At 69.5% G+C, this 21,977-nt stretch carries 26 protein-coding genes and 2 tRNA genes; 4 read left to right on the top strand and 24 right to left on the bottom strand.

Features of this window, described 5'->3' with window-relative positions; translation table 11 throughout:
* Positions 1-188 precede the first annotated feature (188 nt).
* The 11 genes from ASD69_RS04215 to ASD69_RS04165 all read right to left on the bottom strand — a co-directional run bounded on the left by ASD69_RS04215 (position 189) and on the right by ASD69_RS04165 (position 11,244).
* Positions 189-262 (bottom strand) — tRNA-Cys (locus tag ASD69_RS04215).
* Positions 263-381: 119 nt separating this feature from the next.
* Positions 382-457: transfer RNA gene (locus ASD69_RS04210), tRNA-Gly, on the bottom strand.
* Between the two features lie 128 nt (positions 458-585).
* The gene (gene pgsA, locus ASD69_RS04205) at positions 586-1,161 is read right to left on the bottom strand and encodes a CDP-diacylglycerol--glycerol-3-phosphate 3-phosphatidyltransferase (RefSeq protein ID WP_056174327.1); all 576 of its coding nucleotides are present in this window, start codon (positions 1,159-1,161) and stop codon (positions 586-588) included.
* Positions 1,158-3,050 carry an excinuclease ABC subunit UvrC gene (gene uvrC / locus ASD69_RS04200; protein ID WP_056176547.1) on the bottom strand — a complete coding sequence of 631 codons (1,893 nt, stop codon included), beginning with the start codon at positions 3,048-3,050 and terminating at the stop codon, positions 1,158-1,160. Before uvrC ends, pgsA begins: the two co-directional genes overlap by 4 nt.
* A gap of 408 nt (positions 3,051-3,458) precedes the next feature.
* The gene (locus ASD69_RS04195; RefSeq protein WP_056174325.1) at positions 3,459-3,941 is read right to left on the bottom strand and encodes a low molecular weight protein-tyrosine-phosphatase; all 483 of its coding nucleotides are present in this window, start codon (positions 3,939-3,941) and stop codon (positions 3,459-3,461) included.
* A 3-nt stretch (positions 3,942-3,944) separates the two neighbouring features.
* On the bottom strand, positions 3,945-4,712 hold the full coding sequence (gene kdsB, locus ASD69_RS04190) for a 3-deoxy-manno-octulosonate cytidylyltransferase (RefSeq protein WP_056174323.1): 768 nt from the start codon (positions 4,710-4,712) through the stop codon (positions 3,945-3,947).
* Positions 4,713-4,929: 217 nt separating this feature from the next.
* Positions 4,930-5,949, bottom strand: coding sequence for a tetraacyldisaccharide 4'-kinase (lpxK, locus tag ASD69_RS04185; RefSeq protein ID WP_056174321.1), 1,020 nt, complete (start codon positions 5,947-5,949; stop codon positions 4,930-4,932).
* A 3-nt stretch (positions 5,950-5,952) separates the two neighbouring features.
* Positions 5,953-7,701, bottom strand: coding sequence for a lipid A export permease/ATP-binding protein MsbA (gene msbA / locus ASD69_RS04180; RefSeq protein ID WP_056174318.1), 1,749 nt, complete (start codon positions 7,699-7,701; stop codon positions 5,953-5,955).
* Positions 7,698-8,147 carry a biopolymer transporter ExbD gene (locus ASD69_RS04175; RefSeq protein ID WP_056174316.1) on the bottom strand — a complete coding sequence of 150 codons (450 nt, stop codon included), beginning with the start codon at positions 8,145-8,147 and terminating at the stop codon, positions 7,698-7,700. Before ASD69_RS04175 ends, msbA begins: the two co-directional genes overlap by 4 nt.
* A gap of 12 nt (positions 8,148-8,159) precedes the next feature.
* Entirely contained in the window at positions 8,160-8,828 is a 669-nt protein-coding gene (locus ASD69_RS04170; RefSeq protein ID WP_056174315.1) for a MotA/TolQ/ExbB proton channel family protein, read from the bottom strand.
* A gap of 28 nt (positions 8,829-8,856) precedes the next feature.
* A complete protein-coding gene (locus ASD69_RS04165; RefSeq protein ID WP_082576255.1) occupies positions 8,857-11,244 on the bottom strand; it encodes a DNA internalization-related competence protein ComEC/Rec2 in 2,388 nt (795 codons plus the stop codon).
* A gap of 246 nt (positions 11,245-11,490) precedes the next feature.
* On the opposite strand from ASD69_RS04165, the gene ASD69_RS04160 reads away from it, so the two are divergent.
* The 4 genes from ASD69_RS04160 to ASD69_RS04150 all read left to right on the top strand — a co-directional run bounded on the left by ASD69_RS04160 (position 11,491) and on the right by ASD69_RS04150 (position 12,920).
* Positions 11,491-12,090, top strand: a complete 600-nt coding sequence (locus ASD69_RS04160; protein WP_157498982.1) for a hypothetical protein — start codon at positions 11,491-11,493, stop codon at positions 12,088-12,090.
* Between the two features lie 121 nt (positions 12,091-12,211).
* Positions 12,212-12,463, top strand: coding sequence for a hypothetical protein (locus tag ASD69_RS04155; protein WP_157498980.1), 252 nt, complete (start codon positions 12,212-12,214; stop codon positions 12,461-12,463).
* Between the two features lie 9 nt (positions 12,464-12,472).
* Positions 12,473-12,631 (top strand): hypothetical protein, encoded by a 159-nt coding sequence (locus ASD69_RS21690; protein ID WP_157498978.1) that lies wholly within the window; start codon positions 12,473-12,475, stop codon positions 12,629-12,631.
* A gap of 34 nt (positions 12,632-12,665) precedes the next feature.
* Positions 12,666-12,920 (top strand): CPCC family cysteine-rich protein, encoded by a 255-nt coding sequence (locus ASD69_RS04150; protein WP_082576254.1) that lies wholly within the window; start codon positions 12,666-12,668, stop codon positions 12,918-12,920.
* Positions 12,921-12,957: 37 nt separating this feature from the next.
* Here ASD69_RS04150 and lolD read toward each other — a convergent pair whose 3' ends face one another.
* From lolD to ASD69_RS21055, 13 genes are all read right to left on the bottom strand, one after another.
* Complete coding sequence (lolD, locus tag ASD69_RS04145) at positions 12,958-13,656, bottom strand: lipoprotein-releasing ABC transporter ATP-binding protein LolD (protein WP_091634392.1); 699 nt, start codon at positions 13,654-13,656, stop codon at positions 12,958-12,960.
* A gap of 13 nt (positions 13,657-13,669) precedes the next feature.
* On the bottom strand, positions 13,670-14,914 hold the full coding sequence (locus ASD69_RS04140; protein WP_056174306.1) for a lipoprotein-releasing ABC transporter permease subunit: 1,245 nt from the start codon (positions 14,912-14,914) through the stop codon (positions 13,670-13,672).
* Positions 14,915-14,920: 6 nt separating this feature from the next.
* On the bottom strand, positions 14,921-15,289 hold the full coding sequence (locus ASD69_RS04135) for a hypothetical protein (protein WP_157498976.1): 369 nt from the start codon (positions 15,287-15,289) through the stop codon (positions 14,921-14,923).
* 28 nt (positions 15,290-15,317) lie between these two features.
* Positions 15,318-15,566: a succinate dehydrogenase assembly factor 2 gene (locus tag ASD69_RS04130; protein WP_056174303.1), complete on the bottom strand. Its 249-nt coding sequence runs from the start codon at positions 15,564-15,566 to the stop codon at positions 15,318-15,320.
* A complete protein-coding gene (locus tag ASD69_RS04125) occupies positions 15,559-16,329 on the bottom strand; it encodes a hypothetical protein (protein WP_056174300.1) in 771 nt (256 codons plus the stop codon). The genes ASD69_RS04130 and ASD69_RS04125 overlap by 8 nt, the downstream gene beginning before the upstream one ends.
* Positions 16,316-16,900, bottom strand: coding sequence for a hypothetical protein (locus ASD69_RS04120; protein WP_157498974.1), 585 nt, complete (start codon positions 16,898-16,900; stop codon positions 16,316-16,318). The genes ASD69_RS04125 and ASD69_RS04120 overlap by 14 nt, the downstream gene beginning before the upstream one ends.
* 124 nt (positions 16,901-17,024) lie before the next feature.
* Positions 17,025-17,720 (bottom strand): hypothetical protein, encoded by a 696-nt coding sequence (locus ASD69_RS04115; RefSeq protein ID WP_056174295.1) that lies wholly within the window; start codon positions 17,718-17,720, stop codon positions 17,025-17,027.
* Entirely contained in the window at positions 17,717-18,139 is a 423-nt protein-coding gene (locus ASD69_RS04110) for an MAPEG family protein (protein WP_056174293.1), read from the bottom strand. Before ASD69_RS04110 ends, ASD69_RS04115 begins: the two co-directional genes overlap by 4 nt.
* A gap of 120 nt (positions 18,140-18,259) precedes the next feature.
* Entirely contained in the window at positions 18,260-19,042 is a 783-nt protein-coding gene (locus ASD69_RS04105; protein ID WP_056174292.1) for a succinate dehydrogenase iron-sulfur subunit, read from the bottom strand.
* Between the two features lie 81 nt (positions 19,043-19,123).
* Positions 19,124-20,878, bottom strand: coding sequence for a succinate dehydrogenase flavoprotein subunit (sdhA, locus tag ASD69_RS04100; RefSeq protein ID WP_056176540.1), 1,755 nt, complete (start codon positions 20,876-20,878; stop codon positions 19,124-19,126).
* 41 nt (positions 20,879-20,919) lie between these two features.
* A complete protein-coding gene (sdhD, locus tag ASD69_RS04095; RefSeq protein WP_056174290.1) occupies positions 20,920-21,312 on the bottom strand; it encodes a succinate dehydrogenase, hydrophobic membrane anchor protein in 393 nt (130 codons plus the stop codon).
* Positions 21,309-21,704, bottom strand: coding sequence for a succinate dehydrogenase, cytochrome b556 subunit (gene sdhC, locus ASD69_RS04090; protein WP_056174288.1), 396 nt, complete (start codon positions 21,702-21,704; stop codon positions 21,309-21,311). The genes sdhD and sdhC overlap by 4 nt, the downstream gene beginning before the upstream one ends.
* A 78-nt stretch (positions 21,705-21,782) precedes the next feature.
* Positions 21,783-21,959, bottom strand: a complete 177-nt coding sequence (locus tag ASD69_RS21055) for a DUF1674 domain-containing protein (RefSeq protein ID WP_082576252.1) — start codon at positions 21,957-21,959, stop codon at positions 21,783-21,785.
* Positions 21,960-21,977 lie beyond the last annotated feature (18 nt).

Below are 21,977 nucleotides of genomic sequence, written 5' to 3'. Positions count from 1 at the left end.
CGGTCCGGCCGGCGCGCGCAGACCATTGGCGTTCGGTCGCGCGCGAACCTGCGGTTCGTAAACGCGCCATCACCCGCTTCAAAGGGGCCGCGCGGGTCGTCGCGCGGCGACGCGCCAAAAAGAAAGCCCCGCTTGCGCGGGGCTTCGGAGTTCCGATAAAGCCGGACCCTGCAAGCAGGGTCCGAAATTGGAGGCCTCGAGCGGAATCGAACCGCTGTAAACGGATTTGCAATCCGGTGCATCACCACTCTGCCACGAGGCCGGTGACTGGTCGCAAGCATACCGCTTGCGGTGGCGATTGCACACGTCGCGCGTGGGCTATCGCCGAAAAAACAAAACCCCGCATGCGGGGCTTTGTTCCTGAGGATGACTCCTCGAATTTGGAGCGGGAAACGAGACTCGAACTCGCGACATCTACCTTGGCAAGGTAGTGCTCTACCAACTGAGCTATTCCCGCAGAGGAACCAACATTTTAGGCATGGAAACAAAACTGTCAACACCCAATTTCGTTTTCCTTACAGCCCCGGACCCGGGCTTCAGCCCCGGTGCATCCGGCCCCCAGTGCCCCGGAGACGGATACCGCGATCAGCCCGAGGGGCCCTTCGCGTCCTCGCGCATTATAGGCCATGCCGCGCGCAAATACGCTAGCCCCGACCACAAAGTCAGCAGCGCGGCGCCGGCCAGCAGCCATTCGCCGATGCGGAAGATCGGCAAACCGAATACAGGTTCTTGATACAAAAGGCATACCAGCGCGACCATCTGCACGATGGTCTTGATCTTGCCGATCGAGGCCACTTTCACCGCCGCGCGCTGGCCCAGTTCGGCCATCCATTCGCGCAGCGCGGACACCGCGATTTCGCGACCCACGATCACCGCCGCCCACAGCGTCATCCACACCGTCGGGTGCTTCTGCACGATCAGCAGCAGCGCCACGGCGACCATGAGCTTGTCGGCGACCGGATCGAGAAAAGCGCCGAAGGCCGAATACTGGTTGTAGCGGCGCGCGATCCAGCCGTCGAGCCAGTCGGTGACGGACGCGAACGCGAAGATGAAGGCCGCGGCGAAGTTGGTCCACTGGAACGGCAGATAGAACACCACCACCAGTACCGGGATCAGCACGATCCGCGCCAGGGTGAGCATGGTGGGTATCGTCAACTTCATCCTTCGCTCCGCGTGCCGCCGTTGGCCGCTTTCGGGTTGGCCTTGACCGGGGCGCCGGCATCCGGCGCCTCCAGCCCGTGCAGGGTCGCATAGATGCGCTCGGCCAGGGCGGCATTGACGCCCTCGACCCGCGAAATTTCCTCGATTCCGGCCGCTTTCAGCCCGCCCAGGCCGCCGAAGTGGCGCAGCAGGCTGGCGCGGCGGCGCGGGCCGATGCCCGGGATGTCCTCCAGCCGGCTGGTATTGCGCGCCTTCTGGCGGCGGCCGCGGTGGCCGGTGATGGCGAAACGGTGGGCCTCGTCGCGGACCTGCTGGACCAGTTGCAGGGCCGGCGACTCCGCGCCCGGGTGCAGCACCCGGCCGTCCGGCAGCAGCAGTTCCTCGTCGCCGGGGCGGCGCGCCGGGCCCTTGGCCACGCCGACCAGGATCACGCCCTCGACCCCGAGTTCGTCCAGGGCCGCGCGCGCCTGCGCGACCTGCCCCGCACCGCCGTCGATCAGCAGCAGGTCCGGCATCACGCCGTTCTCTTCCACCGCGCGCCGGAAGCGCCGCTCGATCGCCTGGTTCATCGCCGCGTAGTCGTCGCCCTCGACGATGCCGGCGATGTTGTAGCGGCGGTACTGGCCGCGTACCGGGCCTTCGGCGTCGAACACCACGCACGAGGCCACCGTGGCCTCGCCCATGGTGTGGCTGATGTCGAAGCATTCGATCCGGGTCGGGATCGCCGCCATGCCCAGCATCTCGCGCAGGGCCTCGGCGCGCGCGTGCTGGGCGGCGTGGCTGGTGCGCTCGGCGGCCAGCGACAGCTCGGCATTGCGGCGCGCCAGATCGAGGTAGCCAGCGCGCTCGCCGCGTACGTTGCTGCGGATCTGGACCTTGCGCTCGCCGGCGGCCGACAGGGCCTGCTCCAACAGCTCGCGATCCGGGATGTCGCGATCGAGCACGATCTCGCGCGGCGGGGTCTGCTCGGCGTAGTACTGCGACACGAACGCGGCCAGCACTTCTTCGGCGTTGTCGCTGCCGTTGGTCTTGGGATAGAAGGCGCGGGTGCCGAGATTGCGGCCGTCGCGGAAGGCCAGCAGCAGCACGCAGGCGGCCACGCCCTGCATCGCCACCGCCAGCACGTCCAGGTCGGCGGCGCGGCCGTCGACGTACTGACGCGCCTGCAGGGTGCGGATCGAGGTGACCAGGTCGCGCATGCGCGCGGCCTCCTCGAAATCCAGGCGCGCGCTGGCGGCCTCCATGGCGCTGCCGAGTTCGTCGGTGAGCTCGTCGCTGCGGCCGTCCAGCAGCAGCCCGGCGCGGCGCACGCTCTCGGCGTAGTCGCGCGCGGCGACCAGGCCCACGCAGGGCGCGCTGCAACGGCCGATCTGGTGCTGCAGGCAGGGCCGCGAGCGATTGCGGAACACGCTGTCCTCGCAACTGCGCAGGCGGAACAGCTTGTGCATCAGGTTCAGGCTGTCGCGCACCGCGCCGACGCTGGCGTAGGGGCCGAAATACCGCCCCGGGATCGCGCGCGGGCCGCGGTGCATGGCGATGCGCGGCCAGGCCTCCTGGGTCATCAGCACATAGGGATAGCTCTTGTCGTCGCGCAGCAGCACGTTATAGCGCGGCTTCAGCGATTTGATCAGCTGGTTTTCCAGGATCAGCGCTTCGGCCTCGGTGCGGGTGACCGTGACCTCCATGCGCGCGGTCTGCGCCAGCATGGACATGATCCGGGCCGACTTCGGCGTGGCGTTGAAATAGCTGGAGACGCGGTTCTTGAGCGCGCCGGCCTTGCCCACGTAGAGCACGCCGTCGTCGGCGCCGATCATCCGGTAGACGCCGGGCGCCGTACTCAAGGCCTTGACGAAGGACTTGCCGTCGAACGGCGGCGGCGACGCGCTCATGCGGCCCGCTCCGTCGCGCTTGGGCGGCATGCGCGCGCGGCCGCGCCCGAGCCGCCGAAGCGCGCGGCGAGCGGAACGATAGGCGGGGTGCGGGCGGTCACGGTCGCGAACATCGGCTACTGGATTGGGCCGATTATGCGTGAAGGCAAGACGGCGGCGCTGGAATGGGGGTTGCGGACTGGTGAAGCAAATCCCCCTAGCCCCCCCTTTTGCAAAGGGGGGGGAACAAGCGCTGGTGTTCTCCCTTTTCGCGGTAGGGGGCGGCGGCTTGCCTTCTTCCATTTTCCGACGTGGGGCGAGAGCTTGTTTTCTACCTGCACCGAACAGGGCGGCAGCTTGCCCCCTTTTCCGAAAGGGGAACCGCACCCTGCCCTCCCCCTTCCAACGGGGGAGCGAGGAGGATTTGCGCTAGCGCCCGCGCAACCCCAATTCCTCGCGCAGGCGCGCGATCGCGCCGTCGGCGGCGCGGTCCAGCAGGCCGAACACGTGTTCGAACTGGGCGGGACCGCCGGTGTAGGGATCGGGCACCTCGCCCTGGCTTTCAACGCCGGTCCAATCCAGCAGCAAGGCCGCCTGCGCACGCGCGCCGCGCGGCGCGCGCGCCTGCACGTCGCGCAGGTTGGCGCGGTCGGCGCACAGCAACCAGTCGAAGTCGCGGTAGTCGGCGGCCTGCAGTTGGCGCGCGCGCAGGCCGGCGATGTCGATGCCGTGCTCGGCCGCGTTGGCGATCGCGCGCCGGTCCGGCGGCTGGCCCACGTGCCAGTCGCCGGTGCCGGCCGAATCCAGTTCGACCTGGCCGGCCAACGTCGAGGCGGCGATACGCGCGCGCAGCACGCCTTCGGCCACCGGCGAGCGGCAGATGTTGCCCAGGCAGACCACCAGCAAGCGCACCGCTCAGGCGCCCTGGGCCAGGCGCGACTCGGCGCGCGCGAGGTCTTCCGGGGTGTCCACGCCGGGCGGAAACGGTTCGGGCGTAAGCGCGACCGCGATGCGGTGCCCGGCCTCGAGCACGCGCAGCTGCTCCAGCGATTCGATCCGCTCCAGCCGCCCCGGCGGCATCGCCGCGAAGCGCTGCAGGAATCCGGCGCGGTAGCCGTAAATGCCGATGTGGCGTAGCCACTGCCCGTGCTCGGGCATGCGCTCGCGCTCGCGCGCGAACTCGTCGCGCGGCCACGGGATCGGCGCGCGACTGAAGTACAGCGCGTCGCCGTTGGCCGCGCGCACCAGCTTGACCGCATTGGGATCGAGCAGGGTTTCGACTTCGGTCACCGGCGCGGCCAGGGTCGACATCTCCGCGCCGCTCGCGCGCAGCGCCTCGGCGCAGGCGCGCACGCCCGCGGCCGGCGCGAACGGCTCGTCGCCTTGCAGGTTGACCACCACGGTGTCGTCCGACCAGCCGGCGATGCGCGCGCATTCGGCCAGGCGATCGGTGCCGGAGGCGTGTTCGGTCGAAGTCATCGCCACCTGTACGCCGCTGTCGCGCAGGGCCTGCGCGATGCGCGCGTCGTCGGCCGCTACCCACACCTCGCGCGCACCGGCCGCGAGCGCGCGACGCGCGACGTGCAGCACCAGCGGCTCGCCGGCGAGCAGGCGCAGCGGCTTGCCGGGCAGACGCGTGGCGGCGTAACGGGCGGGAATGGCGACGACGAAGTCCTGGGACATGGGATTTCCGTTTCGCGGACGGGCCGCGGGGGTGTGGGCTGACGGCGCAGGGCGAAACCGCAGCCTGTCTCATCTTACGGCGGAGCTCGCGGATGCGCGTTGCGGCCCGCTCCGGCATGCCTGCCCCGGCCCGCCGAATACCGACCGATCAGCGTAAGGGCTGGTGCTTCACGCCTGCGGCAGGATTTGTGTTCGATGCGGCCCCGCATCGCGGCCGCTAGCACCCTTTCAATGCCGCCAGCTTGGCCAGCAACGACACCCAGAAGGCCTCGGGCAGTTCGGTGCGCACCGGCACGCTGAAGAACTGCTCGGTGACGAAGGAGCCCTCGCCCACGCCGGCCAGCTTGACCGCGTCCTTCTCGGTCATCAGCACCGGCAGTTGGCTGCCGAACTCGAAATCGGCGGCGCTGTAGCGATGGTGGTCGGGAAACGCGTGCGGGACCAAGGCGATGCCGAAGCCGCGCAGCATGGCGAAGTAGCGCTCGGGATCGCCGATGCCGGCAACGGCATGCACGCGCTGGCCGGAATAGGCGCTGAGCTTGCGCCCGCGCCCGCCCAGCACCGGCTGGGCCTGGTCGGCGACCAGGCGCATCGGCCATTCGCCGAAGCCGGTCTCGCCGCCGTTGACCACGCGGAAGTCGCAACGCGCGGCGCGCTCGGGCAGCTCGCGCAGCGGGCCGGCGGGCAGCAGTTGCGCGTTGCCGTAGCGGCGACGGCCGTCGACCACCTCGATCTCGATGTCGCGCGCCAGTCGGTAATGCTGCAGTCCGTCGTCGCAGACCACCACGTCGCAGCCGGCCTCGACCAGCGCGCGCGCGGCCGCGACGCGGTCGCGGTCGACGCGCACTTTGACGCCGGTGCGCATGGCGATCAGGACCGGTTCGTCGCCGCCCAAGGCGGGATCGGTGGCGGCCTCGACCCACATCGGCTGCGCCGCACGCTCGCGGCCGTAGCCGCGGCTGGCGACGCCCGGGTTCCAGCCCTCGGCGCGCAGGCGCTCGACCAGGGCGATCGTCATCGGGGTCTTGCCGGCGCCACCGGCGGTGATGTTGCCGACCACGATCACCGGCACGCCGGGATGGCGGCGACGCAGCCAGCCCTTCAGGTACAGGCCGCGGCGCAAGCCGCTGACGCTGCCGTATAGCGCCGACAGCAGGCGTGCGCCGAGCGGAATCGGCGCGTCGCCGTACCAGTACGCCGGCAGGCGCGCGCGGCGCTCGTGGGAACCGCCGGCCATGCCCTACTCCGCCTCGCGGAACTGCATGCGGTGCAGATGCGCGTACAGGCCGCCCTGCTCCAGCAACTGTGCGTGGCTGCCGCGCTCGACGATGCGGCCCTGGTCCAGCACCAGCACCTGGTCGGCGTGCTCGATGGTCGAGAGCCGGTGCGCGATCACCAGGGTGGTGCGGTCGGGCATCAGCCGGTCGAGGGCGTCCTGCACCAGGCGCTCGGACTCGGTGTCCAGCGCCGCGGTGGCCTCGTCGAGGATCAAGATCGGCGCATCCTTGAGCATCGCGCGCGCGATCGCCAGGCGCTGGCGCTGGCCGCCGGAGAGCTTGCCGCCCTTGGCGCCGATGTGGGTCTGCACGCCCTCAGACAGGCGCTCGACGAATTCCATCGCATTGGCGCCGCGCACCGCGCGCTCCAGGCCTTCGGGCGCGGCTTCCTGCAATTCGCCGTAGGCGACGTTGGCGGCCACGGTGCCATCGAACAGCATCACCTGCTGGCCGACCAGGGCGATCTGACGGCGCAGGTCGGCCAAGCGGTAGTCCTGCAGCGGATGGCCGTCGAGCAGGATCTGGCCGGATTCAGGCTCGTAGAAACGCGGAATCAGCTTGATCAGGGTCGATTTGCCGCTGCCGGAGCGGCCGACGATGGCGGTGACCGTGCCGGGCCGGGCGCTGAAACTGATGTCGGCCAGCGCCGGGTCCTTCTGGCCCGGATAGCGCGCGACCACATCGCGGAACTCGAGCTCGCCGCGCGCGCGGGTGAGCGGACGGCTGCCGTTGTCGGGTTCGTCGTCGGCGTCCAGTACCGAGAACAGGCGCTCGGCCGAGGCCACGCCCCGTTGCAGCATGTTCTGCACGTTGGTGAGCTGACGCAGGGCCGGGATGATCGCGATCATCGAGGTCATCAGGGTCACGAACTTGCCCGCATCCAGGCGCCCGGCCAGGGCTTCGCGCCCGGCCACGAACAGCAACAGCGCCAGGCCGACCGCGCCCATCAGCTGCACCATCGCCGAGGCGATGGAGCGCGTGGACTCGACCTTCATGCTCAGTTTGAGGTGGTTGTCGGCGATCGCGCCGTAGCGCGCCAGCTCGACGTCCTGGGCGCCGTAGACCTTGACCTCCTGGTGGTTGCCCAGGGCCTGGTCGGCCGACTGCAGCAACGCGCCCGCGCTCTCCTGGATGCGATGGCTGATGCGGCGGTAGCGGCGGCCGATCTTGTCCATCACGAAGGCCAGCGGCGGCGCCATCAACAGCACCGCCAGGGTCACCTGCCAGCTCGCGAACAGCATCGCGCCCAGCAGCGCGATGGCCTGAAAGCTCTGCTGCAGCATCACCTTCATCGCGTCGACCGCGGCCTGCGCGACCTGATCGCTGTCCGAGCCCAGGCGCACCAGCATCGACGGCACCGGCTCGGTGTCGAAGCGCAGGCCCGGCAGGCGCAGGTACTTGCCCAGCACGTTCACGCGCAGGTCGCGCGCGATGCTGCGGCCGGCCTTGGCCATGTGGTAGTCGGTGACGTAGCCGGCCACGCCGCGCAGCAGGAACAGGCCGACGATCGCCAGCGGCAACAGGGTGCTGAGGTTCTTTTCCTTCTCGATGAAGGTCAGATTGATGATCGGCGTCATCAAGGTGGTGAAGATGCCGGCCGCGGCGGCCTCGACCAGCATGCCGATCAGGGCCAGCCACAACAGCCCGCCGTAGGGACGGGCGAAGCCGAGCAGGCGGCGGTAGGTCTGCCAGGGCGATACCTGGGCGGTCACCGCTTGCCCTCGCTGGGCGCGGCGCCCGTGCCGGCCGGCGGCGCGGTCGCGCTCATGATGCGGCGAAAGCCGAGCTGGCCCAGGGCGTCGTATACGGTCACCACCGCCTGGTAGGGCGTGCGCGCGTCGGCGCGCAGCATAACCGGGCGCTCGCGGTCGCTGCCGGCGACCTCGGCGATGGTGGTCTTCAGCGATTCCAGATCGTCGCGCAGCACTTCACGATCGTCGACGAAATAGCGGCCATCGGCGTTGACCAACACGATCAGCGCCTTGGACGCGTCGCTGACCGGCTCGCCGCTGGCGCGCGGCAGCTCCAGCTTGAGCACCGAACGCGCGTCGAAGGTGGCGGTGACCACGAAGAAGATGATCAGCACCAGGATCACGTCGATCAACGGGACCAGGTTGATCTCCGGCTCGTCGTCGGCGCGGTGGTCGCGTATGCGCATGCCGGCCCTGCCTCAGCCCGCGGCCTGCTGCTGCGCCGACGCCGGCGCCGCCGGCGTGGCCGCGACCGGGCGCGCGGGCGTGCGCGGGTCCAGGGTGTCCAGCAACTGGATCGCCTCGTGCTCCATCGCCACGATGTACTCGGCGATGCGGCCGCGGAACCAGCGGTGCGCAATCAGCGCCGGGATCGCCACGATCATGCCGGCCGCGGTGCAGACCAGGGCCTTGCCGATGCCGCCGGCGAGCTGGTTCACATCGCCGATACCGTGGTCGAGGATGCCCAGGAACATCTGGATCATGCCGACCACGGTGCCGAACAGGCCCAGCAGCGGACCGGCGGCCGAGATCGTGCCCAGGGTGTTGAGGTAACGCTCCATGCGGTGGACCAGGTGGCGGCCCACGTCCTCGATGCGCTCGCGGATCTCGTCGCGCGGGCGACCGCGCACGTCCAGGGCCGCGGCCAGCAGCGCGCCCAGCGGCGAGGTCGCACGCAGGGATTCGATGTGGGCCGGGTCCAGCTTGCCGCGACCGGCCCAGGCACGGACTTCCTTGCCCAGTTCGGGCGGCAGCACGGCCTTGCGCCGCAACGTCCACAACCGCTCGATGATGATCGCCAGCGCGACGGCCGACAGCAGCAACAGCGGGATCATCGGCCAACCGCCGGCCTTGATCAGTTCCAGCACTCGCGAACCTCCGGCCCATTCGGCCGCGTCAATCTGGCCGATAGGATAGCCCAGGCGGCGCGGCCTCCACCCGCCTGGCCGCGTCCCACAGCCTCGGATGTGCCTGGCGTCGCGTTTCCAGCTCGAGCCCCTCCGCCGCGAGCCGCAGCCGCAGGGCCCCGCCGCGGCTGGTGTCCCAGACGCTGGCGCCGGCCGCGCGCCAGCGCGTCAGCACCTGCGGCTTGGGGTGCCCGTAGCGGTTGCCGTAGCCGCTGGAGATCAGGGCGTGGCGGGCGCCGGTGGCGGCCACGAAGGCCGGATCCGACGAGCCCCGGCTGCCGTGATGGGGAACCAGGACCACATCGGCGCGCAGGTCGCGACGGCCGCTCTCGCGATCGCGACGGACCAGATCGCGCTCGACCACCTCACCGATGTCGCCGGTCAGCAGCACCGCGCCATGGGCTGTGTCGATGCGCAGCACGCAACTGGACTCGTTGCGCAGATAAGGGAAATACGGCGGCGGGTGCAGGAAGCGGAAGCGCACCCCGTCCCAGGTCCAGGCCTCGCCGGCCACGCAGGCCCGGGCCAGCGCGATTCCGGCCCCTTCGGGTGCGCGCCGGTCGTCGCCAGGGTAGGCCCGCGCCACCGCCTCCAGCCCGCCCGCGTGATCGTTGTCGGCATGGCTGACCACCAGCCGGTCCAGCGAGCGCACACCCAGCGCGCGCAGGGTCGGCAGCACCGCGCGTTCGCCGGCGTCGTAGCCGTCGACCACGGCCGGCCCGAAGTCGTACAGCAGCTCGTGGCGCGCGGTACGCACGTGCACCGACAGCCCTTGGCCGACGTCGATCACGGTCAACTCGGCCTCGCCGGGCTGCGGCAGGTTCCGGTCCGGCCACAGCAACGGCAGCCACAGCAGCAGGGCCAAGGGCTTGCCGGGCACCCCGCGCGGCAGCAACAGCCAGAACGCTCCGAGCAGGGCCAGCGGCAGGGCGAACCATGGCGCCTGCGGCAACCACCACAACGCCAGGCCGCCCGTGGCCAGGCGCTCGAAGCAGGGCCAACTCAGGTCGAAGCAGAGCGCCGCCAGGCGCCAGGCACCCTCGCCCGCTCCCGTCCACAGCAGATCCAGCCCGGTGCCGATCAAGGCCAGCGGCACCACCACCAGGCCCCACCAAGGCACGGCGAGCAGGTTCGCGAGCGGGCCCGCCAAGGAGGCCTGGCCGAACAGCGCCACGCAGGCCGGCAGCAGACCCAGGGTGGCCACGCCCTGCGCCGACAGGAACTCGCGCAGCAGCGAAGGCCGCGGCCCGCTGCGTGGCAGGCACCACAGCAGCCAGGCCACCCCGAGAAAGCTCAGCCAGAAGCCCGCACCCAGCACCGCCAGCGGATCCACCAGCAGGACCGCGATCGCGGCCAGGGCCAGCGCCGCGGCGCCCTCGAACGGCCGCCGCGACAGACGCACGCCGGCGACCACCGCGATCATCAGCAGGGTACGCACCGTGGGCAACGCGAACCCCGCCAGCGCGGCGTACAGCAAGGCACCGGTGGCGGCCGCCGAGGCCGCGGCGATCGGCCGCGGCCAACGCCGCGCCAACCCCGGCCGCAGGCGCCACACGCCGCGCACGATCAAGGCGAAGAAGCCCGCGACCAGGCCGACGTGGAAACCGGAGATCGCGATCAGGTGGGTGAGTCCGTTCGCGCGCAACACCTCCCAGTCGCGCTCGTCCAAGGCGCGGGTGTCGCCCAACGCGAGCGCGCGCACGTAGCGCGACGAGGGCGCCGCGACCGCGTCGCGGATGCGGTCCGACAGGCGTTCGCGCAAGGCCTCCAGCCCGCTCGCCGGCGCCAACAGTTGCGCTTGCTCGGCGGCGACCAGATAGCCGTTCGCGCTCAGACCCTGCATTAGCGCGTACTTCTCGGCGTCGGCGCCGCCCGGATTGCGCAGGCCGCGCGGTGCGCGCAGCCGCAGCTTCCAGCGCCAGCGCTGGCCCGCGCGCAACCGCTCGCGCTCGACGCGATCCTCGCTGTACCACGACAGGCGCAGCAACCGCCCGCGCAAGGGCGCCGGCTGATCGTCGCCGCCATCGACGCGGAACGCGAAGCGCGTGCGCCTGACTTCATGCGCCGGCATTTCGACGATGCGACCGGACACCGTCGCCTGCCGCCGTTCCCATTCCGGCGGCAGCTGCCGGGACAAGGCGTAGCCCGCGTGCAGCCCGGTCCAGGCGAACCCGACCAGGGCGACCCCGAGCAGGCGCCACGCGCGACCGCAGCGGCGCCAGACCCACACGCCGACCACGAGCAGGGGCAACAGCAACAGAACCGGCGACAGAACGGGCGCCGCGAGGCTGACCGCGGTACCGCCCAGCAAGCCGATCGCGGCCGCCGGACCGAAAGCCGCCACCGTCGTTGCCCTGATCTCGACGCCCTTCGCCATCGCCCCGCCCGCACCGAATCGTGTGCGTCCAGCTTAGGAATCCGTCTGGCGCGCCACTATCGGCGCTACACCCGATGCGGACTAGGATTAATCCGAATGCCGGCGACATCGGAGCGGCCGTATGATCGCCATGGGCGCGAGCAGGCCGCCAAGGAGATCAGACGCCATGCAACAGACCTATCGCGGTTCCTGCCATTGCCGCCGCGTGAGCTTCGAGCTCGACGGCGAAGTGAAGTACGCGATCGAGTGCAACTGTTCGATCTGCCGCCGCAAGGGCGCGCGCTGGCACGGCACCGCGGACGCGTCTCATCCAATTTGAACATTCGAGCCGGCCGGGCCGCTACCAAACAGGCTGACTCGCTTTCCAAGGACTTCGTCGTGCATCTCAGAACCATACTGGCGCTTTCGATACTCGCAGCTTGCTTGCACAGCCAAGCCCACGCCGGCTCCGCCCCCGCCAGCCTGACCTGCACGCCGCTGACCAAGGGCTCGAGCATGCAGCTCGACGGCACGATTCCGGCGAGCGAGGGAACCCTGTCCCTGGTGGTTTCCAGCCGCGAGCATCGTTACACGCTCAGCGACGCGGGCTCCGAAACCACGGTGATCGAGTCCCTGGCGGAGGGCGTGTTCGCGCTGAACATCAGGTCGCGCGGGTTCGAGACCACGCTGTATGCCATTCCCGCCACGGTGAAAGCCACGCCTCTGCCCTACGGCACCGACGCCCGCTTCGTCGCGAAACTGACCGCGCTGCGACCCTCGCGCCATGCGGACGCCGGCGCCAGCTACCTCTACGACGACTACGTGCGCGATATCAAGATGTCCTGCCACTATCGCTACGAGATATGAGCGCGCAGGCCACCCGTCGGCGACGGCAAACCGAAGATTCGAACACCGCTCCGCGGCGACAGGCTCGCGCCGACCTCGTCGACGATTCCGCTTGATACGCGCGCAGCATCGAGGAGGCCTTTTGTCCGACGTCAACATGGAAGCGATTCTCTCCGCGCTGGCCCTGCTGGGCGGCGCGATCGCCTGGCTGCATCAGCTGCGCACCAAGTCGCGTCGCGACAAGATCAAGCTCGACCTGGAGATACTGGAGAAATCGAGGCACACGTTCGGCGAGACGGACGAGCGCACGAACCGGGTGCGGGCCGCGGTGGGGCGGCGGATGGATCGGGTTTACGGCGAGCAGTCCGGGCAAGGCCGCAAGCCCCTGCCCTAGGCCGACCTGGTGCTGCTGCTGTTCTGCATCGGCGGCGCGATCTTCTTCGTCAGGAACGGCATCGCCGGTAGCGAAGCCTGGGAACTGGTGCTGGCGGGCCTGCTGGCCTTCGTGGGCGCCGGCGCGGCGATGAACGCCCTGGAGCACCGGCGGGACACGGACAGCTAGAATCCAACATACGCGCAGAGCTCAGGTCACCCGCATGGCCGCAAACGAGTTAGCGCTGCGCTGCCCTTGCTGCGGCTGCAAAACCTTGGATGAGCGTCGCGCTTACGAGATCTGCGCGGTGTGCTGCTGGGAGGACGACGGCCAGGACGACACCGACGCCGATGAGGTCCGCGGCGGGCCGAATGGCGAGCTCAGCTTGAGCCTGGCCAGACTCAACTACGGCCAGTTCGGTGCGTGTCACAGGCGCTTCTTGCCGCGCGTGCGCGCGCCGCGCCCCGAAGAAATCTGAGCGAAGCTCAGGTCCGGCGGACCGGACCTATGCGCGATCAGACCTCGCTGGCCGCCAGCTGACGCAGCTTGCCTTCGTGCAGCTCCAGCACGCGATCCAGGCGGCGCGCGAGGCGGCGGTCGTGGGTGACCAGGACCAGGCTGGTGCCCTGCTCGCGGTTCAAGGCCAGCATCAGCTCGAACACGGTCGCGGCGGTCTTCTCGTCCAGGTTGCCGGTGGGCTCGTCGCCGAGCACGCAGGCGGGCTTGTTGACCAGGGCGCGCGCGACCGCGGCGCGCTGGCGCTCGCCGCCGGACAGCTCGCCGGGCTTGTGTTCGAGACGATGGCCCAGGCCGACCGATTCCAGCAGCGCCTTGGCGCGCTGGCTGGCGTCGGGCACAGCCGCGCCCGCCAACAGCACCGGCAGCATCACGTTCTCCAGCGCGGTGAACTCGGGCAGCAGGTGGTGGAACTGATAGACGAAGCCCAGCGCCTGGTTGCGCAGCGCGCCGCGGGCGGCGTCGGACAAGGCGTTCATGCGCCGCCCGGCGACGAAGACCTCGCCCGCGGTCGGGGTGTCGAGACCGCCGAGCAAATGCAGCAGGGTGCTCTTGCCGGCGCCGGACGCGCCGAGGATGGCGACGGTCTCGCCGCGCTCCACCGCCAGGTCCAGGCCGTCGAACACCGGCGTGCGCATCTTGCCCTCGGCGTAGGTCATGGCCAGGCCGGAGCAGCGGATCACCGCGTCGTCGGCCATTTCGGCTTGCGGATTACTCATAGCGCAGCGCCTCCGCCGGAGCCGTGCGCGCGGCGCGCCAGGCGGGATAGATGGTGGCGACGAAGGCCATCGCCAGCGCGACCGCGGCGATCGCGACCACGTCGCCGGATTGCAGGTCGGTGGGCAGGCCGGTGATGTAGTAGACGTCCTCGGGCAACAACTGCACGCCCAGCACCTTCTCGATGGCCTTGAGGATGTGTTCGAGGTTGAGGGTGAGGACGATGCCGCCGATCACGCCCAGCACGGTGCCGATCACGCCGATCAGGGTGCCCTGTACCACGAACACCTGCATCACCCCGCGCGGGGTCAGGCCCAAGGTGCGCAGGATCGCGATGTCGGCCTGCTTGTCGGTGACCAGCATCACCTGCGAGGACACCAGGTTGAACGCGCCCATCGCGATGATCAGCGACAGCAGGATCGCCATGATGGTTTTTTCCATCTTCAGCGCGCGAAACATATTGGCGTTGTCGCTGGTCCAGTCGCTGACGTTGTAGGGCCCGCCCAGACCGATCGCGAGATCGCGCGCCACGTCCCAGGCCAGGTCCATGTCGTGCAGCCTCAGGCGCACCCCGGTGACGCCGTCGCCCATGCGCAGCACGCGCTGGATGTCGCGCAGGTTGACCACCGCCAGGCCCTTGTCGAACTCGTTGTAGCCGGCCTCGAAGATGCCGCTGACGGTGAAGCGTTTGAGCTGCGGCAGCGCGCCCATCGGGGTGCTGCGGAAGTCGGAGGTCATCATCACCACGCTGTCGCCGACCCCGACGCCCAGCCACGCCGCCAGTTCCTTGCCGAGCACGATGTTGTAGCTGCCGGGGGTAAGCGAATCGAGCTTGCCCTGGACCATCTTCTCGGCCAGCACCGAGACCTTGCCCTCCTCGGCCGGCAGCACGCCGCGCACCATCGCGGGCTGGTTGCGCGCGCCGGACAGCAGGGTCTCCTTCTCGATGTAGGGCGCCGCGCCGGCCACGCGCTTGTCGGCGATGGCGGCGTCGACGGCGCGCTGCCAGTCGGTGAGCGGCTCGCCGTAGGCACTGACGGTGGCGTGCGCGGCCATCTGCAGCATGCGGTCGCGGATCTCGCGCTGGAAGCCGCTCATCACCGCCAGGGTGGTGATCAGGGCGGTCACGCCCAGGGCGATGCCCGCGATCGAGGCCAGCGAGATGAAGGAGATGAAGCCGTTGCGGCGCTTGGCGCGCAGGTAGCGCAGGCCGATGGCGACAGGAATAGGTTTGAACATATCCGGCTATGGTGCCATCGAAAGCGAATCGGGCGTAGGCGTTTGGACCGGCCAAGCCAGCCGCAGTTCACGACGGCCGGTGGAATCCAGGGTGTCGGGCCACCAGATCCGGTACCGGAGCCGGCCGGAGCCGTCGCGATAGCGCAGAAACGCCAGCGGACCGCGCCATTGCAGGGCCGGCTGGTCCAGGGGCGCGCCGTCCAGGGAGACCGCGTCGGCCGATACGACCAGTTGCTGCGGCGCGCTGCGCAGCTCCCGCCGCGCCAGCCAGGCGCCGTAGAGCGCGGCGCCCGCGGCCAAGGGCAACGACCCCGGCGCCGGCAATTCGCTGCTCAGGACCGCACCGGCGGCGAGCAGCCCGATCGCGACCAGCACGCAGGCGAGCCCGCGCGAGGGCCGCCATTCAAGCCGGCATGGCGCGGATGCGTTGGATGAGCGCGTCGAGTTCGGCATCGGGACAAGCGTCGTAGCCCATGAACCAGCGCCAGAGCTTATCGTCCTCGCAATCCAGCAAGCGTAGGAAAACGCCGCGCTGGGCTTCGGAATCCTGCGCCCAGGCGCGGTCGAGGTAGCGGCCGAACAGCTGATCCAGCTCGCGCATGCCGCGGCGGCTGCGCCAGCGCAGGCGCCGCAGTTCGACGTCGTCAGTCATGACCGGTCTCCTGGCTCGGTGCCGCCTTCGCTTCGGTCCCTTTGCCCGGCCCCACGCATAAACCGATGTCTGGGTTACGGCTGCAGTAATCGACCATGAAGCGGGCGACCTCCGCGTCGCGCGCCTTCAGCACTTGTAGTGCGTCCCATAGCGCGGTTTCCATCGGCTCCACCGCCAGGACGCGAACTTCACCCGGCGCGCCGAGATTCGCCTTGACGATCTTTGGGAAGAACTTGTTGTCGACGTCGTCCTTGAAGCAGTTGGGCGGCTGCCCAGCCTCCAGGCGCCAGCGCGCGTAACATTCGGACTCGAAGCGCCCCGCGTCCGAGCGGACGTAGTCCAAGGCCTCGCGCAACTGGGCCACGCTCGCCGTTTTGGCCAAGCCCTGGGCCAGGGTTTCGTTCATGACCTCGCGCGGCGCATCGCGCAGGATGCGCGTGAGCATACGGTCGTCGGGGTCGGCCGGCGGGTCGGCCGAGACCATGCGATCGAACAGCGCCAGCACCCGGCCCGTGGCCACGTAGTCGCGCGCCAGGCTTAGGCGCTCGTCGGTGGCGGCGGGCTCGGCCGCACAGACGCTACCGGCCCAGCCCGTCAAAACGCCCGCGAGGACGAATCGCATCGTGACGTTGCGCAGCGTGCGCGAGGACCGTGGCCGGGAGCCTCGAACCATCGCGGACGCGGCCCAGGTGTCGGCAGCCGAGACGGCGCGCGCGCCGTGCGCCCGCACCGCGGCCATGGCGTCGCCCTCAAGGCCGCTCATCGTCGTCTCCCGCCGCGCCATCCGCGCTTGTAGCCTGCTCGGCGGTGGCGTCCGCGCTGTATCCGCACATGCCCTCGCTCGGCTTGCGCTTGCAGTAGTCGGCCAGCTGCGCGGCGATTTCGGAGTCGCGCGAAGCCAGGTCGCGGGTGGAGGCATTCAAAGCAGTGACGATGGCGTCGCCCTTGAGCAACTTGTTGACCAGGGGCCAGCCGGATTCGGTTTCGCCGTGCTCGGCCATGCGCAGGATTTGGGCCTTGCTGGCGCCGGCCTCGAGACAGGCTTGGTAGCCCTCGGCCGGCTGCGGCCAGCGCGACATGCAACCGAACTCGAGCCGGCCGATATCGCTCCTGGCGTGGGCCAGACCGGCCTTCAACACGTCGAGCGACGCATTGGCCGCAAGCGAGCGCGCCAACGAATCGGCGATGACATCGCGCGACAGGTCGCGCACGATGCGGCGCTTCATGGCCAGATCGTCCGCGCTTTCCGGAGCGGCGGGATTGGCCGCCATGTAGTTGATCATGCCGTCCAGCAGGTCGACGAAGCGCGCGCTCACGACGTAGTCGCGCGCCACGCCCAACCGGTCGGCCGTCGCCTCCGCAGGCGCGGCCGACAGCGACCACGGCAGCGCCAGCGCCAGCAGACTCGACAGCGCGATCCTGGCGCGACGCGTGCGCGGGCGGCGTGGCTGGGTACGGTCAGTCATGGATGCGGCTCTCGGCGGTGGGCGTCGCCCCGCTGGGCGGGCGCAAGGATGGACATGGACCGGCTTGCGGTTGGCGAGCGCAGTAATCGTCGAAAAAACGGCGGGTATCGTCGTCGCTGGCCATCAGGGCGCGCAGCGCATCGGCGATGGCGCCCTGCATGCCCTGCGCCGCCAATTGGTACACCTGCCCGGGCACGCCCGACTGGGCTGCCACCACCTGCGCGAACAAGGGCTGCTGGTCTTCGTCGCTGCCGAAGCAGCCCTCGCCGCGCGCTCCGGCGAAAGGCATGCGCGCGAAGCAGTCGGCCGCGAAACGGCCGGCGTCGGATCGGGCGTAGGCCGCGGCCTCGCGCAGTTGTTCGAGGCTGGCGCGTTCGGCCAGGGCCACCGCCAGGGATTGCGCCAGGACCTCGCGCGGCATGGCGCGCACCGCGCGCGCGAGCCGCAGCCGATCGGCGTCGGCGTCCGGATCGGGCGGCGGCAGATGATCGAGGAAGCCGTGCGGCTTGGCGTTGGCGACATACTCGCGCGCCAGCGCCAGCCTATCGGTTTGGGCGTTGTCGGCGGCCGGAGCAGCCAGGCTCCAGAGGGCTGCGCCCAGGGCAAGCGCCAGCCACCCTCCGCGCCAGCCAGGGCCAGGTCGCGACGACATCGCGCCCGCATCCGAACTGCGGATCGAAGTCTTCATGCGCGCAACAGCCCCCAGGCCAGATAAGCCCACAGTGACCACAACGCCACGGCGCCGGCGACATAGACCGCGAATCGGTGCATGACCCGGTTGTAGCCGCAATGGATGGCGCTGTGGACGACGCGCAGCGCCACGAAGCTCCAGGCCAGGCTCAATACGACCCGATCGCCCAGCGAGGTCATGGCCGCCACGGTCAGCGCCAGGTACAGCAGCACCGGCAGTTCGAACAGGTTGCGGAAATTGTCGGCGGCCGCGCTCTGAGTGAGCCGGGCGCTGGCCTGGGCCGAGGTCGCCACCGCCTGTGGGTGGATGCGCTCGCGCCGCATCTGGCCGATACGGACCACGTAAAGACGGATCCAGACCAGGCAGGTCAGCGCCGCCATCGCGGCGGCGGGCAGGAACAACTGCTTGGGGTCCATCGCTCGCCTGTCGGTGTCGGGCTAGATGGGGATGGTAGCCGGGCTAGCGGAGCTGCGCTGCCCCCGCCCCGCAGGCGGGAGAGAGGGCACGTCGCCGCGAACAGGCCGCTAGCGTCGCGTTTAGACGCGACGCGCCAGCATCAGCTTCTTGATCTCGCCGATCGCCTGCGCGGGGTTCAGACCCTTCGGGCAGGTGCGCGCGCAGTTCATGATGGTGTGGCAGCGGTAGAGCTTGAACGGATCTTCCAGGTCGTCCAGGCGCGCACCGGTGTCCTCGTCGCGCGAGTCGACGATCCAGCGGTAGGCCTGCAGCAGGATCGCCGGGCCTAGGTAACGGTCGCCGTTCCACCAGTAGCTGGGGCAGCTGGTCGAGCAGCAGGCGCACAGGATGCACTCGTACAGGCCGTCGAGCTTCTTGCGGTCTTCCGGCGACTGCAGGCGCTCGCGATCGGACGGGGTTGCGCTCTGGGTGCGCAGCCAGGGCTTGATCGAGGCGTACTGGGCGTAGAAGTGGGTCAGGTCCGGCACCAGATCCTTGACCACGTCCATGTGCGGCAGCGGATAGATCGGCACCTCGGCCTTGCCGCAGTCCGCGATCGCGCGCGTGCAGGCCAGGGTGTTGGTGCCGTCGATGTTCATCGCGCAGGAACCGCAGATGCCCTCGCGGCAGGAGCGGCGGAACGTCAGGGTCGGATCGATCTCGTTCTTGATCTTGATCAAGGCATCGAGAACCATCGGGCCGCAGGTCGCCAGGTCCACCTCGTAGGTGTCCACGCGCGGGTTCATGCCGTCGTCGGGGTTCCAGCGGTAGACCTTGAAGGTGCGCGGCTGCTTGGCGCCCGGCGTCGCCCAATGGCGGCCCTTCTGGATCTGCGAGTTCTTCGGTAGGGCGAATTCGGCCATGCTGGCAATCTCTCGGCTAGCGTCGGTACTGGGGTCGGGTGCGGTGCGGGCGCGCATTGCGGCGCGCGCCGTGTGGGCCGATCAGTACTTACGCTCCTTGGGCGGGACGTAGGCGACGTCGTCGGTGAGCGTGTAGTTGTGCACCGGGCGATAGTCGATGCTGGTCTTGCCGCTCTCATCGACGTAGCACAGGGTGTGCTTCTGCCACTGCTCGTCGTTGCGCGTCGGGAAGTCCTCGCGGGCGTGGGCGCCGCGCGACTCGGTGCGGTTCTCGGCCGAGACGATGGTAGCCAGGGCCTGACCGAGCAGGTTGGACAGCTCGTAGGTCTCGATCAGGTCCGAGTTCCAGATCAGCGAACGGTCGCTGACCTTGACGTCGGCGAACGAAGCGTGGATCTCGCGGATCTTGCGCACGCCGTCGCTGAGCGTCTCGCCGGTGCGGAACACCGCGGCGTCGGCCTGCATGGTGCGCTGCATCTTGTCGCGGATGACCGCGGTGGGCGTGCCGCCGTTGGCGTTGCGCAGTTTGTCCAGGCGCGCCAGGGCGACGTCGCAGGCGTCCGCGGCCAGACGCGGCTGCGGCGCGTCGGGCTTGACGGTCTCGGCGCAGCGGTTGGCGACCGCGCGGCCGAACACCACCAGGTCCAGCAGCGAGTTGGAACCCAGGCGGTTGGCGCCGTGCACCGACACGCAGGCCGCTTCGCCGATCGCGTACAGGCCCGGCACCACCGCATCGGGGTTGCCGTTCTTCAGCTGCACGACTTCGCCGTGGTAGTTGGTCGGGATGCCGCCCATGTTGTAGTGGACGGTCGGGATAACCGGGATCGGCTCCTTCTCGACGTCGACGTTGGCGAAGATGCGCGCCGACTCGGCGATGCCCGGCAGCTTTTCGTGGATCACTTCCGGGCCCAGGTGGGTCAGGTCGAGCAGGATGTGGTCCTTGTGCTCGCCGACGCCGCGGCCTTCGCGGATCTCGATGGTCATCGAACGGCTGACCATGTCGCGCGGCGCCAGGTCCTTCACGCTGGGTGCGTAGCGCTCCATGAAGCGCTCGCCGTTGCTGTTGCGCAGGATGCCGCCCTCGCCTCGCACGCCTTCGGTGATCAGGCAGCCGGCGCCGTAGATGCCGGTCGGGTGGAACTGCACGAACTCCATGTCCTGCAGGCCCAGGCCGGCGCGCAGCGCCATGCCGCCGCCGTCGCCGGTGCAGGTATGCGCCGAGGTCGCGGAGAAATAGGCGCGGCCGTAGCCGCCGGTCGCCAGCACCGTGCCCTGGGCGCGGAACAGGTGCAGCGTGCCCTCGGCCATGTCCAGGGCGAGCACGCCGCGGCAGGCGCCGTCGGCGTCCATGATCAGGTCGAGCGCGAAGTATTCGATGAAGAACTGCGCGTCGTGCGCCAGCGACTGCTGGTACAGGGTGTGCAGGATGGCGTGGCCGGTGCGGTCGGCGGCGGCGCAGGTGCGTTGCGCCGGCGGGCCTTCGCCGTACTTGGTGGTCATGCCGCCGAACGGGCGCTGGTAGATCTTGCCCTCTTCGGTGCGCGAGAACGGCACGCCCTGGTGTTCGAGTTCGATGATGGCCGGGATGGCCTCTTTGCACATGTACTCGATCGCGTCCTGGTCGCCCAGCCAGTCCGAACCCTTGACGGTATCGAAGAAGTGGTAGCGCCAGTCGTCCTCGCCCATGTTGGCCAGCGCGGCCGAGATACCGCCCTGGGCGGCGACGGTGTGCGAGCGGGTCGGGAATACCTTGGTGATGCAGGCGGTCTTCAGGCCCTTCTGGGCCAGTCCGAAGGTGGCGCGCAGGCCGGCGCCGCCGGCGCCGACCACGATCATGTCGAACTTGTGTTCTTGAATCTTGTAAGCAGCGGCCACGGTCAGGCTCCCAGCGCGATGCGGATAACGGCGAGCACGCTAGCGAGCGCAGCGAGGACGCAAATGAAAACGACGGCCAGCTGCGAGGCGAGCGCCAGCCCGTGGTGGCTCACGTAATCCTCGATGATCACCTGCAGGCCGAGCTTGGCGTGCCAGAACATCGCGACCAGGAACGCCACCAGCAGCACGGCGTTGCAGGGGTGGGCGACCGAGGCGCGCACCGCGGCGTAGTCGCCGCCGATCCAGGAGATCACCAGGCCCAGCACGTACAGGCTCAGGAAGATCAGCGCGATCGCGGTGACGCGCTGGACCACGAAGTGATGGGTGCCGTCCTTCGCCGAGCCCAGACCGCGCGCGGTCTTGAGCGGATTGCGCAATTTGCCGCGGCCGCTCATGCGCCACCCCGCTGCATCATCGCGACCAACCAGATAATGGCGGTCAGCACCAGGCTGCCGATCACGCTGATCCAGCCGTTGCGCACGAAGCTCGCCACGCGGTAGGCGTAGCCGGCGTCCTGGACCAGGTGACGGATGCCGTTGATCAGGTGGTAGGCGAAGGCCCAGGTCCAGCCGAACAGGATCAGGAAGCCCAGCGGCGAGCGCGCGCAGGCGGTGAACTGAGCCCAGGCTTCGGGACCGGCCGCCAGCGCGACCAGCGCCCAGGCGATCAGGAGACCGCCGATGGCAAGGATGACACCGGTGGCCCGGTGCACGATCGAGGTCACCATTTGGATCTGCCAGGCGTAGACCTGCAGATGCGGTGACAAGGGGCGTTCGCGGTTCGCCATGAGCGATGGCTGTCTCGGCTGGGCGGCGGCGCCGCGTGGCAGGAAGGATCGGTGAGGTGTCGTGAAGGCGGGGCGTAGCTAGAAGTCGATGCAGCGGCCGTTTTTTTCCCAGTCGCCGTAACGGGTCGGTTCCGGACCCTCGCGACCGCCGTACTCCTTGCCCGGTGGCGCATCGCTGCCGGTGGCCGGAACGGAAGTCGTCGGAGCCTGGACCTGGGGGTCGGGCGCTGCTTCCGGGGTGGTTTCGCCTATCATCACAGCGTTAAATCTTAA

This window comes from Lysobacter sp. Root604, from assembly GCF_001427505.1.
In the GTDB taxonomy this organism is placed as follows: Bacteria; Pseudomonadota; Gammaproteobacteria; order Xanthomonadales; family Xanthomonadaceae; genus Lysobacter.
The sequence above is the reverse complement of the archived record's forward strand: the minus strand, read 5'-3'. Positions and strand labels throughout refer to the sequence as shown.

Excerpts from the sequence above, each read along its gene's own strand:
- ASD69_RS04110 (WP_056174293.1), bottom strand. The coding sequence starts at position 18,139 with ATGGACCCCAAGCAGTTGTTCCTGCCCGCCGCCGCGATGGCGGCGCTG.
- sdhD (WP_056174290.1), bottom strand. The coding sequence starts at position 21,312 with ATGAGCGGCCGCGGCAAATTGCGCAATCCGCTCAAGACCGCGCGCGGT.
- ASD69_RS04140 (WP_056174306.1), bottom strand. The coding sequence starts at position 14,914 with ATGTTCAAACCTATTCCTGTCGCCATCGGCCTGCGCTACCTGCGCGCC.
- ASD69_RS04175 (WP_056174316.1), bottom strand. The coding sequence starts at position 8,147 with ATGCGCATACGCGACCACCGCGCCGACGACGAGCCGGAGATCAACCTG.
- pgsA (WP_056174327.1), bottom strand. The coding sequence starts at position 1,161 with ATGAAGTTGACGATACCCACCATGCTCACCCTGGCGCGGATCGTGCTG.
- kdsB (WP_056174323.1), bottom strand. The coding sequence starts at position 4,712 with ATGTCCCAGGACTTCGTCGTCGCCATTCCCGCCCGTTACGCCGCCACG.
- ASD69_RS04165 (WP_082576255.1), bottom strand. The coding sequence starts at position 11,244 with ATGGCGAAGGGCGTCGAGATCAGGGCAACGACGGTGGCGGCTTTCGGT.
- lolD (WP_091634392.1), bottom strand. The coding sequence starts at position 13,656 with ATGGCCGACGACGCGGTGATCCGCTGCTCCGGCCTGGCCATGACCTAC.
- ASD69_RS04105 (WP_056174292.1), bottom strand. The coding sequence starts at position 19,042 with ATGGCCGAATTCGCCCTACCGAAGAACTCGCAGATCCAGAAGGGCCGC.
- ASD69_RS04115 (WP_056174295.1), bottom strand. The coding sequence starts at position 17,720 with ATGAAGACTTCGATCCGCAGTTCGGATGCGGGCGCGATGTCGTCGCGA.
- sdhC (WP_056174288.1), bottom strand. The coding sequence starts at position 21,704 with ATGGCGAACCGCGAACGCCCCTTGTCACCGCATCTGCAGGTCTACGCC.
- ASD69_RS04125 (WP_056174300.1), bottom strand. The coding sequence starts at position 16,329 with ATGAGCGGCCTTGAGGGCGACGCCATGGCCGCGGTGCGGGCGCACGGC.
- uvrC (WP_056176547.1), bottom strand. The coding sequence starts at position 3,050 with ATGAGCGCGTCGCCGCCGCCGTTCGACGGCAAGTCCTTCGTCAAGGCC.
- ASD69_RS04130 (WP_056174303.1), bottom strand. The coding sequence starts at position 15,566 with ATGACTGACGACGTCGAACTGCGGCGCCTGCGCTGGCGCAGCCGCCGC.
- lpxK (WP_056174321.1), bottom strand. The coding sequence starts at position 5,949 with ATGGCCGGCGGTTCCCACGAGCGCCGCGCGCGCCTGCCGGCGTACTGG.
- ASD69_RS21055 (WP_082576252.1), bottom strand. The coding sequence starts at position 21,959 with ATGATAGGCGAAACCACCCCGGAAGCAGCGCCCGACCCCCAGGTCCAG.
- sdhA (WP_056176540.1), bottom strand. The coding sequence starts at position 20,878 with ATGATCGTGGTCGGCGCCGGCGGCGCCGGCCTGCGCGCCACCTTCGGA.
- ASD69_RS04150 (WP_082576254.1), top strand. The coding sequence starts at position 12,666 with ATGGCCGCAAACGAGTTAGCGCTGCGCTGCCCTTGCTGCGGCTGCAAA.